The 14,042-nt window shown below is 68.4% G+C and carries 13 protein-coding genes; 2 read left to right on the top strand and 11 right to left on the bottom strand.

Features of this window, described 5'->3' with window-relative positions; all coding sequences use genetic code 11:
* Positions 1-307: transposase (locus BN2503_RS08705; protein ID WP_148639740.1), on the top strand; the 307-nt coding region annotated here is incomplete at its 5' end.
* 29 nt (positions 308-336) lie between these two features.
* On the opposite strand, the gene BN2503_RS08710 is transcribed toward BN2503_RS08705, so the two are convergent.
* From BN2503_RS08710 to BN2503_RS08740, 7 genes are all read right to left on the bottom strand, one after another.
* Positions 337-606, bottom strand: a complete 270-nt coding sequence (locus BN2503_RS08710; protein WP_054256327.1) for a PepSY domain-containing protein — start codon at positions 604-606, stop codon at positions 337-339.
* A 95-nt stretch (positions 607-701) separates the two neighbouring features.
* On the bottom strand, positions 702-1,385 hold the full coding sequence (locus BN2503_RS08715) for a Fe2+-dependent dioxygenase (RefSeq protein WP_054256266.1): 684 nt from the start codon (positions 1,383-1,385) through the stop codon (positions 702-704).
* A gap of 16 nt (positions 1,386-1,401) precedes the next feature.
* Positions 1,402-2,511: an alpha-hydroxy acid oxidase gene (locus BN2503_RS08720; protein WP_054256267.1), complete on the bottom strand. Its 1,110-nt coding sequence runs from the start codon at positions 2,509-2,511 to the stop codon at positions 1,402-1,404.
* A gap of 51 nt (positions 2,512-2,562) precedes the next feature.
* The gene (locus BN2503_RS08725) at positions 2,563-4,878 is read right to left on the bottom strand and encodes a TonB-dependent receptor (protein WP_054256268.1); all 2,316 of its coding nucleotides are present in this window, start codon (positions 4,876-4,878) and stop codon (positions 2,563-2,565) included.
* 408 nt (positions 4,879-5,286) lie between these two features.
* Positions 5,287-6,213: an MBL fold metallo-hydrolase gene (locus BN2503_RS08730; RefSeq protein ID WP_054256269.1), complete on the bottom strand. Its 927-nt coding sequence runs from the start codon at positions 6,211-6,213 to the stop codon at positions 5,287-5,289.
* 103 nt (positions 6,214-6,316) lie between these two features.
* A complete protein-coding gene (locus BN2503_RS08735; protein WP_054256270.1) occupies positions 6,317-7,996 on the bottom strand; it encodes an AMP-binding protein in 1,680 nt (559 codons plus the stop codon).
* Between the two features lie 63 nt (positions 7,997-8,059).
* Complete coding sequence (locus tag BN2503_RS08740) at positions 8,060-8,794, bottom strand: FFLEELY motif protein (RefSeq protein ID WP_054256271.1); 735 nt, start codon at positions 8,792-8,794, stop codon at positions 8,060-8,062.
* A 107-nt stretch (positions 8,795-8,901) separates the two neighbouring features.
* Between BN2503_RS08740 and BN2503_RS08745 the strand changes: the two genes are divergently transcribed.
* Complete coding sequence (locus BN2503_RS08745) at positions 8,902-9,810, top strand: esterase/lipase family protein (RefSeq protein ID WP_054256272.1); 909 nt, start codon at positions 8,902-8,904, stop codon at positions 9,808-9,810.
* Between the two features lie 121 nt (positions 9,811-9,931).
* Here the strand turns inward: BN2503_RS08745 and phhA are convergent, their stop codons facing one another.
* The 4 genes from phhA to BN2503_RS08765 all read right to left on the bottom strand — a co-directional run bounded on the left by phhA (position 9,932) and on the right by BN2503_RS08765 (position 13,907).
* Positions 9,932-10,756: a phenylalanine 4-monooxygenase gene (phhA, locus tag BN2503_RS08750; RefSeq protein WP_054256273.1), complete on the bottom strand. Its 825-nt coding sequence runs from the start codon at positions 10,754-10,756 to the stop codon at positions 9,932-9,934.
* 16 nt (positions 10,757-10,772) lie between these two features.
* Positions 10,773-11,900 carry a 4-hydroxyphenylpyruvate dioxygenase gene (gene hppD / locus BN2503_RS08755; RefSeq protein WP_054256274.1) on the bottom strand — a complete coding sequence of 376 codons (1,128 nt, stop codon included), beginning with the start codon at positions 11,898-11,900 and terminating at the stop codon, positions 10,773-10,775.
* Between the two features lie 142 nt (positions 11,901-12,042).
* Positions 12,043-12,978, bottom strand: a complete 936-nt coding sequence (locus BN2503_RS08760) for a lipase secretion chaperone (RefSeq protein ID WP_233495035.1) — start codon at positions 12,976-12,978, stop codon at positions 12,043-12,045.
* A complete protein-coding gene (locus BN2503_RS08765) occupies positions 12,975-13,907 on the bottom strand; it encodes an esterase/lipase family protein (RefSeq protein WP_054256275.1) in 933 nt (310 codons plus the stop codon). Before BN2503_RS08765 ends, BN2503_RS08760 begins: the two co-directional genes overlap by 4 nt.
* Positions 13,908-14,042: the final 135 nt, after the last annotated feature.

The raw sequence follows: 14,042 nt of genomic DNA on the forward strand, positions 1-14,042 counted from the left end.
GGGCAGACTCAACCGCCGCGAGATCGCCGCCCTGGCGGGCGTGGCGCCCGTGGCCAATGACTCGGGTAACAGGAAGGGGCGACGCAGGGTGCAGGGTGGGCGCTTTGAGATACGGCGTGTGCTGTACATGGCCACGCTGACTGCAGCGCGCTACAACCCGGTCATCCGGGCGTTCTACGAGCGTTTGAGGGCTGCGGGCAAACTGCCCAAGGTCGCCTTGGTGGCATGCATGCGCAAGCTGCTGACCACGCTCAACGCAATGGTCAGAACCGGCAAACCTTGGGACCCGTCGCTTCATCGTGCTTGACTTTGAAGACGGTTACTCAGGGGGGTGTCTCATTCCTCCACGCGCTCAAAGGTCTTGGGGTCGAAGAAGGCCTCGACGCGCTTGCCGTCCGGGGTCTTGGCGTAGACCTCGTAGCAGGTGTCGGTGCGCTCCATGCGGCGCACCTTCCAGCCTTCCTCGGTGAGCTTCTTCTCCAGCTCGGTGTGCGGGCGCCATTCTGATTTGGGGTGGGGCTTGCACTCCACGTTGCCGTGGGCGAAAGCGGTGCCCGCGCTGGTGGCCAGGGCGAGGGCGGCGATGCGGAGGGTCCAGGGTGTCATGGGGGTGTTTTCTTTCTGTGATGCAGGGGAGCACGCACTGCGCGCAGTGCGTGAAACGGGCGCGCCCAGGCGCGGGCCGCTGCGCAGGGGGGCGTTCATGGCTTGGCCCAGCGGCGCAGGAGGTTGTGATACACGCCGGTGAGTTGCAGCAGCCGCATGTCGTCGGGTGCGACCAGCGGCGTCATTTGCTGGATCGACTGGTCCAGGTCGAACAGCAGCGTGCGCTCGCCTTCGTCCTGCACCAGGCTTTCGATCCAGAAGAACGAGGCCACGCGCGCCCCGCGCGTCACTGGCGTGACGCGGTGCAGGCTGGTTGAGGGGTACAGCACCATGTCGCCCGCGCCGAGCTTGACGGCCTGCACGCCGAACGGGCCTTCCACCTCCAGCTCGCCGCCGTCGTACTCCTCGGGCTCGGCCAGGAACAGCGTGGCCGAGAGGTCGGTGCGCATCTGCTGGCTGCTGCCGGGCAGGAACATGAGCGCGCTGTCCACGTGCGCGCCGTAGGTGCCGCCGTCGGCATAGCGGTTGAACTTCGGCGGGTAGATGGTGCGCGGCAGCGCGGCCGAGATGAACAGCGGTGTGGCCGCCAGGCGGCGCAGGATGTGCTGGCCCAGGCGCACGGCGAGCGCGCTGCCGTCGGCCACCTGCTGGTTGCGTTTGACGCTCTTGGCCAGCGTGCCGGCGGTGGCGGCGCCGTCGTTCCAGTCGCTGGCGTCCAGCTCCTGGCGGAATTGGCGGACTTCGTCCTTGGTCAGAACCTGGTCGATGGAGATCAGCATGGCGGTTTCTCGCAAGTCACTCTGGAGTCGTGGAAAGGGGGAGCAGTGCCTCGGGCGTGATGTCGGCCAGCCGCGCGCAGCCGGCCTGCGCCATGCAGGCGTGCAGCTCCTCGGTCAGCAGGGTCAGCATGTGGGCCACGCCGAGCGCCCCGGCTACGGCCAGTGCATAGACCTGCAGGCGGCCGATGAGCACGGCGTCGGCGCCCAGGGCCAGCGCCTTGAAGGCGTCCTGGCCGCTGCGCACGCCGCCATCGAGCAGCACGGGGTAGCCGGGGCCGACGGCGGCGCGCACAGCGGGCAGCCGCGCCAGGCTGGCGGGCGCGCCGTCCAGGCTGCGCCCACCGTGGTTGGAGACGATGACGCCGGCCACGCCTGCGGCGCGCAGTGCGGTGGCGTCGCCCGGGTGCAGCACGCCCTTGACCCAGACGGGCAGGCGGCTTTCCTGCAGCAGCCAGTGCAGGTCGTCCCAGGTGGGGGCGTGGCGCATGGCGCCCTGGAAAATGCGGCTCGCCCCGTCTGCCAGCGGCTGCGCGGGCAGCGGCGGGTAGCCGGTGAGGTTGGCGGCCACGCAGTCGGCGGGCATGCTGAACCCGGCCTGCAGCGCGCTGCGGCTGGCCAGCTGGATGCTGGCGTCCAGTGTCAGCACGATGGCGCGGTAGCCTGCCTGCTCGGCGCGGCGCAGCAGGTCGCGCGAATGGGCGCGCTCGGGCTGCAGGTAGAGCTGGAACCAGCGCGCCGGGCCGGCGGCGCAGGCGATGGCTTCGAGCGTGCACGACGACAGCGTGCTCGCCACCATGCAGGTGCCGGTGGCCTGGGCCGCGCGCGCGGTGGCGGCTTCGGCCCCGGCGTGGGCCAGGCGCTGGTAGGCCACGGGGGCCAGCAGAAAAGGGTGGGGCAGCGCGAGGCCGCCCAGGGTGAGTTGCGTGTGGCCTTGGCGCACGTCGCGCAGCAGGCGCGGCAGCGGCGCCCAGTGGCCGAAGGCGGCGCGGTTGGCGGCCACGGTGGTGTCCCAGCCGCAGCCACCCGCCACGTAGGCGTGGTGGCTCGCGTCCATGGCCTGGGGCGCCAGCAACTCGTAGTCGATGGCGTTGTGGATACCGGGGGGGATGCGGTCGGCTGGATTCATCAAAAATAATAGCTGCCAGCGCTTACCAGGTAAGCGCTGGAGGCCATTTTTTTACAGGTCAAGGTTCAGCGTCAGGCGCACGGCGCGGGCGTCACCCTTGTAGAGGAAGGCGCCTGAGCGGTACACGGCGGTGTAGTAGTCCTTGTTGGTCACGTTCAGCACGTTCAGGCGCAGGTCGGCCGTCTTGTTGATGCGGTAGGTGGCAAACAGGTCGTACACGCTGTAGCTGGGTACGGGCTGTGCGCAGTAGCCTTGGGCGTTGTAGCCCGCGCCGGTGTCGGGCTGGCCGCCGCACTTGCCGCTCTCGTAGCGGGCCACAGCGCCCAGGCCGAAGTCGCGCGTGAACTGGTACTTGCCCTGGATGGTGACGGCGCGGTCGGCGAAGTTGGACAGCGGGTTGCCGACGTTGGCTGCATTCACCGAATCCAGCACCTTGGACTTCATGAAGGCCACGCCTGCCTGCACTTGCAGCGCGCGTGTCACGTTGCCCGCCAGGCCGAATTCGATGCCCTGCACGCGGTTCTTGCCGGTGTTGAACATGCCGGCGGAGTCATAGCCGGTGCCGCTGGGCGCGGCTTCCATCACGTCCTTCTTGGTGGTGCGGAAGGCGGCGGCGGTGAACAGCAGCTTGTCGTCCAGCAGGTTCCATTTGGTGCCGATCTCGAAGTTCTGCGACAGCTCGGGCTTGGCGTTGGCGTTGCCCTTGGTGTCCACGACCAGGCCGCCGTAGCCGGCGCTGGTGCCCACGTCGGACTCGCCGCCGTTGATGTCCTGCGCGCTGCTGTAGCTGGCGTAGACCATGCCCATGGGGTTGATCTTGTAGCTCACGCCCAGGTGGCCGTTGAGCAGCGTGTCCTTGTAGCCGTAGTCGGCGGTCTGCGCGCCGGTGGCGGCGTTGTAGGTGGACAGGCTCAGGTCGGTGCGGTCGGCGCGCAGGCCGCCGAACACGGTCCATTTGTCGGTCAGGTCCACGGTGTCCATGATCGACAGCGCCAGCGCCTTCACATGCCAGTCGCGGCCCATGGCGTTGCGGTCGTAGGTGCGGCCCGACAGGCCGCCCAGGTTGGGCAGCGGCACGCCGTTGGCGTCGGTGATGCAGAAGCCGTTGTTGGCGGTGGCTGTGGCGTTGGTGATGCAGTTGGGCTTGCCGTTGGTGGTGACCTTGTAGTTGCCCGACTTGACGCGGTGGTCGGTGTACTCGAAGCCGAAGATGAACTCGTGCTTGAGGCCGCCGAGCTGCGCATCCCAGCGCAGGTTGTCCTGGTGGGCGAAGTACTTCACGTCCTGCCAGCCGGTGTGGCCGCCGTCGATGGCACCGCGCTGCGCGGTGGCGTTGAACGAGGCGCCGGTGGTGGCGTAGCCGTTGTCGGAGGTGCCGTAGCGCGTCAGGCTGGTGAACTTGAGGTTGGGCGCCAGGCGGTAGGCAATGCGCGCCGAGACCGTGTCCACGTCGGACTGCACGAAGTCGTTGTCCTGCGCGTACACGGGCACACCCTTGGCCGGGATACGGTTGGGCGGCGTGCCGACGAGGTAGGCGCCCAGGTCAGGGCGCGTGTCCTTGGCGCGCAGGCCGTAGTAGTCCAGCGTGACCGACAGGTCCTTGTTCACTTCCCACAGGCCCGACAGCGCCAGGCCCTTGCGGCTGCGCGCGGAGGGGCTGCGCTCGGGCACGTCCTCGCCCGCATGCAGCGCGTTGGCGCGCAGCGCGAAGCTCTCGCCGAAGCCCTTGTTCGCGTCCATGGTCACGCGGTGGTGGCCGTCGGTGCCAATGCCGGCGGAAACGCGCGTGAAGTCATAGTCCAGCGTGGCCTGCTTGGTGACGGCATTGATCGCGCCGCCCGCCGAGCCGCGGCCCGCGAAGCTGGAGCTGGGGCCCTTGGTGATTTCGATCTGCTCGATGGCGAAGCTCTCGCGCGTGGTCATGCCGGTGTCGCGCAGGCCGTCCACGAACACGTCGGAGCGCGCTTCCTGGCCACGGATGATGTAGCGGTCGCCGAAGGCATTGCCGTTTTCGCCCGTGCCCAGGGTGATGCCGGGCTGTGCCGCCAGGATCTGCTTCAGATCGGTCAGGCCCGAATCATCGATGGCCGCCTTGGTCACCACCGAGATGGTTTGCGGCGTTTCCGCCAGCGGGCGGGTATGGCGCGCGTCGGCCGAGGTTTTGGCCTTGTAGGGCGCGCCGACTTCGGCGTTCGGGTTCGGGTCGATGGCCTGCTCCTGCACCGTAACGGTGGGCAGGGTGGTGACGGGCGTGGCGCTCTGGGCCATGGCGCCCAGGGGCAGCAGGACGGCGGAGGACAGCCCGGCGGCGGCCATGCCGTTGACCAGGCGCAGGCTCTTGGGCTTCTTCGTGCAAGCAGGGTTCATGGTGTGAAGGTGCTGAAGGTTGGAGTGCAATGAAAACCAGGGATACAGGGCGGTGTATCTTAATACAAACGAAACTGGTTCTCATTAGCTATATTTTTCAAGGCGACATTTAGGGGGATGAAAGCAGGCCCGCTCAGTGCATGCCGCATCGAAGGGCGTTGCCTGGGCTTTGGTTGCTTCGCAGGGGCGCGTTGTCTCGGGCCGTTCACACGCCCCTGAGCCAGGCTGGGGTGGCGCCAGGCATGAGACCCTTGGGGCAGGAAATGACGGTCAATACGTTGACCGGGGAGGGCGCGTTGGCATGGGTATGCGACGCCATGGCACTGACGCACAAAAAGATGCAGCAGGCGCCATCAACGGCCTCGATGGTGTTTTGCGCGCGGTGGCGCGAAGCGAGGCCTGCGGAGGTCAGGCGTTGCGCAGCATGTCGCCTTCGCGGGTGGCGGCACCTGAGCGCACCAGATCCTGTGCCAGCGCGTCGAGCCAGTCGGTGAGCGCCTGGTCGCTGAAATGGCGGGCATGCAGGGTGCCGAAATAGGGCGTAGCCGTGGCCCAGGCGCGCAGGTCGGCACGGGCGATCTGCTGCCATTCGAGCAGCTTGTACTTGAGCAGCACCTTGGCGGCGTACAGCGCGTGCTTGGTGGGGTTGCGCACGAAGCCCTCCAGCCGCTGGCGCGCGCCGGCGAGCGCGCGCGGCGCGTCGTGGAACACCGGGCCGTGGCCGGGGATCACGGTGCGCGGCGCGAGCCGCTCGATCAGGTCGAGCGTGGCCGCCACGTCGGCGAAGGCTTGCTCGCCCTCCAGCTCGGGGAAGACCACGCCAAAGCCGTTCTCCCACAGCGCGTCGGCGGACAGCAGGATGCGCGCCTGCGGCTCGAACAGCACCACCGAGTGCGGGTCGTGCCCCGGCGCGGCGTGCACCTGCCAGGGCTTGTCGCCCAGCAGCACGCAGGAGCCCGGCTCCAGCAGCGCTTCGGCGCGGAATGGCGGGCAGTGCTGGCCAGTGGGGGTGTAGCTCAGCGCGTAGGCGTCCCAGGCACGCACGTGGGGTGCCTGGCCCGGCGGGATGGCGGTGTGCACGCCGGGCCACGCCGCCTGCAGCGCGGCGTTGCCGCCGCAGTGGTCGCTGTGCAGGTGGGTGTTGAGCACGCGGTCCAGCGGCCGCCCGCCCAGGCAGGCGGCCACCAGCGCCACGGTCTGTTCCGCATGGCTGTGGTAGCCGGTGTCTACCAGAGCGCTGTCGTGCCGGCCGATGAAGAGGATGTTGTTGGCGGACAGCCAGCCGCGCTCCAGTACGGTGATTTCAGGCGGTAGCCCATGCGGGGAGAGCGTCATCAGCTATCAAAAAAATAGTAATCGCGGTGGTTCGTGGCGCGGCGCGGCGCCCACGGCCCATGAAACCGGCGCGGCCCCGGCCCGCGGACGCCGCGCGGAAGGGTCAGCTGCGCAGCTCGCGCCGCAGGATTTTGCCGACGTTGGTCTTGGGTAGCTCCTCGCGGAATTCTATGTACTTGGGCCGCTTGTAGCCGGTCAGGTTGTCGTGGCAGTAGCGCACCAGTGCATCCTCGGTCAGCGAGGCGTCGCTCTTGATGACGAAGATCTTGATGGCCTCGCCCGACTTCTCGTCCGCCACGCCCACGGCCGCGCACTCCAGCACCCCGGGGCACAGCGAGATGACCTGCTCCAGCTCGTTCGGGAAGACGTTGAAGCCCGAAACGATGATCATGTCCTTCTTGCGGTCGATGATGCGCGTGTAGCCGGCCTCGTCCATGATGCCGATGTCGCCGGTGCGCATGAAGCCGTCGGCCGTGAAGGCTTTTTCCGTCTCTTCGGGCTGGTTGTAGTAGCCGCGCATGACATTGGGGCCCTTGATGCAGATCTCGCCGCTCTGGCCCGTGGGCAGGCTGGCACCCGCGTCGTCCTTGATGGCGATCTCGATGCCCGGCAGCGGCAGGCCGATGGTGCCCGTGAAGCTGGTGTTGCTCACCGGGTTGTTGGTGCCGATGGCGCAGGTCTCGCTCATGCCCCAGCCCTCGATCATGGTGCTGCCGGTGACCTGTTGCCATTGGCGCGCCGTGCCCTCGGAGGCGGCCATGCCGCCGGCCTGCGAGACGCACAGGTGCGAAAAATCGAGCTTGCGGAACTGCGCGTTCTGCAGCAGCGCGTTGAACAGCGTGTTCACTGCGGGCAGCATGTGGAAGGGGCGCTTTTTCAGCACGTCGACGAATTTCGGGATGTCGCGCGGGTTGGGAATCAGCGTCAGGCTCGATCCCTGGCGGATGGCCAGCAGGCACAGCGTGAGCGCGAAGATGTGGTACAGCGGCAGCGCCGCGATGCTGTTGGCCTTGCTCAGGTCGCCGATCTTGGCCAGCGCGGGGGTGAACCACGCCTCGGCCTGCAACGTGGCGGCGATGATGTTGCGGTGCGTCAGCACGGCCCCCTTGGACAGACCGGTGGTGCCGCCGGTGTACTGCAGGAAGGCAATGGAGTCGTGGGTGGCCTGGCTCGGCTGGAGCCTGCGCGCGCGGCCCAGCGCCAGGGCCTTCTTGAAGGGCGTGACCTGGCGGCCGCCGGTCAGCGGCAGGGCGTACGGCGGCACCATCTTCGCCAGGTGGCGCACGGCGAAGGTGATCCAGCGGCCATACCAGGCGCCCAGCATGTCGCCCAGGGAGGCGATGCAGACATGCTGGATGGGCGTGTGCTCGATGACTTCGGCCAGGGTGTGGGCGAAGTTCTCCAGGATCACGATGGCGGTGGCGCCCGAGTCCTTGAGCTGGTGCTCCAGCTCGCGCGCCGTGTACAGCGGGTTCACGTTCACGCAGGTGAAGCCCGCGCGCAGCACGCCGGCCATGGTCACGCCGAACTGCGGCACGTTGGGCAGCATGATGGCCACGCGCGCGTCCGGCGCCAGGCCCAGGCTCTGCAGCCACGCGCCCAGGGCGGCACTGTGGCGGTCTAGCTCCCCGTAGGTCATCCAGCGGTCCATGCAGACCGAGAAGGGGCTGGCGGCATGCTGGCGGAACGATTCCTCCAGCAGGTGCGGCACCGAGCGGTACTGGTCGGGGTCGATATCGTGCGGTACGCCGGGGGGGTAGCTTTTGAGCCAGGTTTTTTCCATGCAAGAACCTCGAAATGCGCCAGGGACGTTGGCAGGCATTGTGGGTGCGGCCCCAGGCCAGGGCTATCGGGCTTGTCCTAGGGTCTGGCGCAAGGCGGTCTCGCAGGTGACAGGCGTGGCGTCGAACAGCTGCGCCAGCAGGGCGCCCTCGCGCTGGGCGATGGTGTCGAGAAAGTGCGCCACCGCGCCGCGCGTGCGCGCCAGGGTGCCGAAGGTGTCGAAGCCAGCCTCCAGAAAGCGCTGCAACTCGCTCAGCCCGGCGGCCTGGGCCGGGCCGCGCATCATGCGCAGCATGGTGCGCAGGCCGGGCTTGGCGGTCAGCCGCGCCAGGTCCTGCCCCATGGCCAGCACGCTGGCGAGCTGCGCCTGGCGCGCCTGCGGCTGGCCGACCTGGCGCCAGGCGGCCACGTAGCGCGCAGCGGGGTCGCCGGGCAGGTCGTTCCAGGCGGCGCCCATGGCATGGTCGAGCTGCTCGGTCTGCGCATGCAACTGCGCCAGCGCCACGGCCATGTCTACCACCGGGCGGGGGAACAGCGTCTGCAGCGTCCCGGCGATGCGCCCGAACTGCGCGTCGCGCGCCTGGTAGTCGGCGCTGCCGTACAGCTCGGCCAGGAAGAAGCGCGCCGCCGGCGCGTACAGCGTGCAGGCCAGCAGGTCCGCATAGGTGCCGCGAAAGCGCGCCGATTGCAGCGCCTTGACGGCGTGTACCGCCGCGCCCCAGGCGGGCGTGTCGGTGCGCTGCTGGCGCAGGGCCGTTACCTCGGCGATGCAGTGGCGGATGGTTTGGGCAGCGTCCATGGTATTTTTGGCCGGATTGGCACGGTGCAGAGAAATATAAGACAAATTGCCTTCTATGGCCCATGCAGCAAGCGCGGGCAGCTATCAAAAAGAGAGTTCTCCCTACTATGAACGCCCGCTGGCAGCAAGCCCTCTCGCTCACGCTCCTGTGCGCCGCAGCCGCCTGGCTGGCCTGGCAGTGGCCCCACTCGCCCGCTGTGGCACTGGCGGGGCTGGCCGCGCTGGCGCTGTGGAGCCTGGCATGGCTGGGGCTGCAGTTCGCGCTGATGTGGCATATCAACCGCGGCGACCCCGCGCCGCGCGCGGGCCGCTGGCAGTGTTTGCGTGCCTGGTGGGCCGAGGCGGGCGTGGCGACGCTGTTGTTCGGTTGGCGCCAGCCGTTCCGCCACGCGGCCTGTCCGGACTGGCTACCGGCCCCGCCGGCTGGGGGCGCGCCGGGCCGGGGCGTGGTGCTGGTGCATGGCTTCATGTGCAACCGGGGGATCTGGAACCCCTGGATGCGCCGGCTGCGCGCGCGCGGCCATGCCCATGTGGCGGTGACGCTGGAGCCGGTGCTGGGCTCCATCGACGGGTATGCAGCGCAGATCGACGACGCCGTGCGCCGCGTCACGGCCGCCACGGGGCGCGCTCCGGTGCTGCTGTGCCACAGCATGGGGGGGCTGGCCGCGCGTGCCTGGCTACGCGCCGTGCCGGGTGCCGATGCGCGCGTGCACCGCGTCATCACCCTGGGAACACCCCATGGGGGCACCTGGGCGGCGCGCTGGAGCCAGGCCTGCAATGGCCAGCAAATGCGCCTGGACAGCGACTGGCTGCGCCAGCTTGCGCAGGCCGAGCCGGCGCAGCGGCGTGCGCTGTTCACCTGCTGGTACTCCAACTGCGACAACATCGTCTTTCCCGCCAGCACGGCGGCGCTGCCAGGGGCTGACAACCGCTTCATTGCGGGCGTGGCCCATTTGCAGATGGTTGAAGCGCCCGCAGTGGTGCAGGCCTGCCTGGCCGATATCGCACGCGACTGATACGGATTTGCCTTCAACCGTCTAACGTCGTTGGGTCGCCTTGCCGTGCTACAGCACTGTCTGCGGCTTCCCGCCTAGTTATACGGTTGAATGCAAACCCGTATGAGGCGCCTATGGCGCTTCAATGCGCATCGGCGGCGAATTCCGGCAGTTTGCGCAGGCAGGCGTAGAGCGGCGTGAAGTCGGGCGCGGTGAGCGCGAACAGCTGCTCGAAGCTCTCGGTCACGAAGTAGGTCTGTTGGTAGCTGTCGATCTTGTAGCGCGTGCGCATGGTGCGCTCGATTTGCAGCGGCAGGCGCTGCGGTTCGGGGCTGCGCACGGCGTAGGCCAATTCGCCCGCCGAGCTGAGGATGCCGGCGCCGTAGGCGCGCAGCGCGCCGTGCTCGCGGATCAGCCCGAACTCGATGGTGTACCAGTACAGGCGCGCGAGCATCTCGCAGGCGCCGAGCTGGTGCGCCTTGAGGCCGCCCTGGCCGTAGCGCTGCACATAGTCGGCGAACACCGGGTTGAACAGCAGCGGCACATGGCCGAACAGGTCGTGGAAGATGTCGGGCTCCACGATGTAGTCGAACTCCGCCGGCGTGCGGATCCAGTCCGTCACCGGGAACTTGCGGTTCGCCAGCAGGGTGAAGAACGGGGCTTCGGGGATCAGGCCGGGCACGGCCACGAGCTGCCAGCGCGTGGCGCGGTACAGGCGCTCGCTGACTTCCTCCAGGCGCGGGATGCGTTCTTTGGCACCGAGCAGCGGCAGCGCGTCGATGAAGTGCTGGCTGGCCAGACCGGGCAGCTGGGCCGACTGGCGTTCGTACAGCCGGTGGTAGAGGGCGTGGTCTTGTGCGGTGTAAGCGGCGTAATCCTGCGTGCAGGTGTAGTCGTCGGCCGCGCGGCCGTAGTCGCCGCGCGGCGGCCTTGTGCTGGCGCCATAGACGGCGGGGTTGACTGCCATGGCTGGGCTCCCAGGCTCAGAGCACGCCGCGGCGCATCTGGTCGAGCTCGATGCTCTCGAACAGGGCCTTGAAATTGCCGTTGCCGAAGCCGTCGTCGCCCTTGCGCTGGATGAACTCGAAGAAGATGGGCCCGAGCTGGTTCTCGCTGAAGATCTGCAGCAGGATGGCGCCCTGCTTGCCGTCGATCAGGATCTTGCGCTGGTGCAGCGCCTGCACGTCCTCGCCATGGCCGGGGATGCGCTTGTCGATCAGCTCGTAGTAGGTGTCGATGGTGTCGAGCAGGCGCACGCCGCTGGCCTTCAGGCCGTCCACCGTGGCGTAGAGGTCGTTCGAGCCCAGGGCGATGTGCTGGATGCCCTCGCCCTTGTACATGTCCAGGTACTCCTGGATTTGGCCGGGCTTGTCCTTGCCCTCCTCGTTGATGGGGATGCGGATCTTGCCGCAGGGGCTGGTCATGGCTTTGCTCTTGACGCCCGTGACCTGGCCTTCGATGTCGAAATAGCGGACCTCGCGGAAATTGAACAGGCGCTCGTAGAAGTCGGCCCACTCGGCCATGCGGCCGCGGTGCACGTTGTGCGTGAGGTGGTCGATATAGGTCAGTCCGTGGCCCCGGGGCGCGAGCATGTCCTCGGTGCCGATGCCCGGCAGCGGCACGAAGTCCACATCGAAGAAGCCAATGTTGCCGATGTCCCCAGGCTGTGCGCCGTTCTTGCCGCGCCAGCGGTCCACCAGGTAGATCAGGCTGTCGCCAATGCCCTTGATGGCGGGAATGTTCAGCTCGCCCGGGCCGGCCTGGCCGGCATAGCCCCAGGCGCCGAGGTTCAGTGCGCGCTCGTAGGCGGCCTTGGCGTCGTGTACGCGCAAGGCGATGGCGCACACGCTCGGCCCGTGCAGGCGCGCGAAGCGCTGGGCGAACGAGTCGGGCTCGGCATTGATGATGAAGTTGATCTCGCCCTGGCGGTACAGCAGCACGTTCTTGTGGCGGTGCCGCGCTACGGCCTTGAAGCCCATGCGCTCGAACGCCTGGCCCATGGCCTGGGGGTCGGGGGCCGCGTACTCGATGAACTCGAAGCCGTCGGTGCCCATGGGGTTGTCCCAGGCGGCGGTGGCGTGCGTGGCGGCGGCGGGCAGGGCGGCGTTCATGGTGTCTCCGTGTGGTTTGGGTTCTGCCGCCCACTGTAAGGATGACGGAGATCAGCATTTGCGCGAAATGTGCCGCAGATGCGCAATGTTTTGCAGGAATCTTGCGGAATGTCAGTGCGATTCGCTTTCCGTGGCGTGTGTTTTATCGCGCCGCCTGGCCCTGCTGCGCCCGCAGGGCCAGCGCCGCGTCGATGCGCAGCTGCTCTTGCGGGGTGAACAGCTTGCCGCGCAGCTGCTGCAGACCGCCGTCGTCCAGGCCCTGGGCTTGCGCCTGCCGGTATTGCTCCAGGCGTGCGTGCCAGTCGCGCTCCTCGTGGTCGAGCCGTGCCATACGTTCGGCGGCTTCGGTGCCATACAGGGCGCTGCGCTGCGCCAGGCGCGTGGCGTCGTCGATGCCCTGTGCATCGAAAGCGGCGGTTTGCCGCGCCGCATCCATGTGGGCAATGGCGGCAGCGCGGTCCGCGCGCGCCGTGGGCGGGAGCAGGGCCTCGGCCTCGGCCAGGGCCTGCTGCCGCTGCGCTGTCGATAGGTGGGGTTGACGCTCAATGTCCATGCGGGCCAGCGTGTACTGGTCCAGTTGCAGCTGTGCGCCGAACAGCGCGTCGTACTCCTCGGCGCTGAAGTGTTGCAACTGCAGCGTGCGCAACTGCGCCATGGCAGCGCGCAGGGCGTCGGGGTCCAGCGGGTCGGACGGGGGCTTGAGCTGGCCCAGCGCCACGCGGTAGTCCACGTAGCGGCGGGCCAGCGCCAGGGCGCTGTGCGCAAGCGCGGGTGGAAAGTGCTGGGCCACCAGTGCGGCCAGCGTTTCCTTGAGGGCTTGCGGGTCGCTGGTGGGGCCCGCGGCGTGCAGCAGCGCCTCCAGGGCGTCGCGCAGGCCAGGGGTTAGCAGGGCCTGCGGGCTGGACTCGCCCGCGCCAACTGTGGCGGCCACGGGCCCCGAGCCAGCCGCCCGGGGCAGCGTCGCAGGCATGGTGCCGGGCGGTGCCTGGACTGGGCTGCTGTCCGCCAGCCACCACCACAGGGCCCCGGCGCCGGCCAGCATGCCGACGCCGGCCCATGCCCAGGCCCGGTGTGTCACAGCCCCAGGCCTTTGAGGCGCGTGGCGTGCTCGCGGTACAGCGTTACCGGGTCGGTGGCAAACCAGTCACGCAGGCCCAGCAGCTGGTTGACCTCGTCCAGGTGGTTTTGCGAGTAGTCGCCCAGGCTCTTGCCCAAGCGCGAGGAGCAGGCCGAGACCAGCCCGTCGTTGGCCTCCCCGAACACCAGCCCCAGCAGTGCCAGCGGCGCGTCGCTCAGGTCGAGCAGGTTGGTGGCGGTGCGTGTGCCGGTCCACGAGTAGTAGCGCACGCCGTTCACCAGTTCCGCCCCGCTGCCGCAGCCGCTGCTGGGCACGCCGGCGCCAAAGCGCTGGTTGAAACGGGCCGCGCCTGCGGTGGTCAGGGAGTCGAGCGCCGCCGTGGGCATCTGCGGCAGGCTGGTGCCACCCGAAGCGACGTTGATGAGGCTGACCAGCGCCTTGGCGGCGGTGTTGGCCGCGGCCTCGCTCACGCTGCCTGCAGGGGCGACCCCGCGCATGATGTCGGCCACGCGCGAGCCCCGGTTGACGCCGCCCACCGAGGTTACCGAGGCCACGAGCTGGGGCGCCACGCCCGCGACGTAGCGGGCCGTAGGGCCGCCGTGCGAATGGCCGATCAGGTTCACCTTGGCCGCCCCGGACAACGCCAGGATGGTCTTCACTTGCGCCAGCAGTTGTTCGCCGCGCACTTCGGTACTGTTGGCGGCCGATACCTGGGCCACGTAGACCTTCGCGCCGTCGCGGCGCAGCGCATCGGGAATGCCGTAAAAGTAGTCGACACCCAGCGCCGAGTCGAAGCCGAACAGGCCGTGCACCAGCACGATGGGGTAGCGCGTCTGTGTTGCGGTGCCCGCGTGCGCGGCCTGCCAAAGAGCCAGCGCGGCGCAGGCAGCGATGAAGCCGCGCAGCGCGCGGCATAGCAAAGCGGTCATGAATGTCTCCTGGTGGTTATTTTTGAAAAACGAACGACCGTGCGTTTTTCGGGGAATCATTCTTGGGCCAACGACTGCGCCCCAGTCCTGGGATTTACCCGGTGCGCAACGGCGCCGTCTTGGTTGCGCTAGAGT

Source organism: Paenacidovorax caeni (assembly GCF_001298675.1).
GTDB lineage: Bacteria > Pseudomonadota > Gammaproteobacteria > Burkholderiales > Burkholderiaceae_C > Paenacidovorax > Paenacidovorax caeni.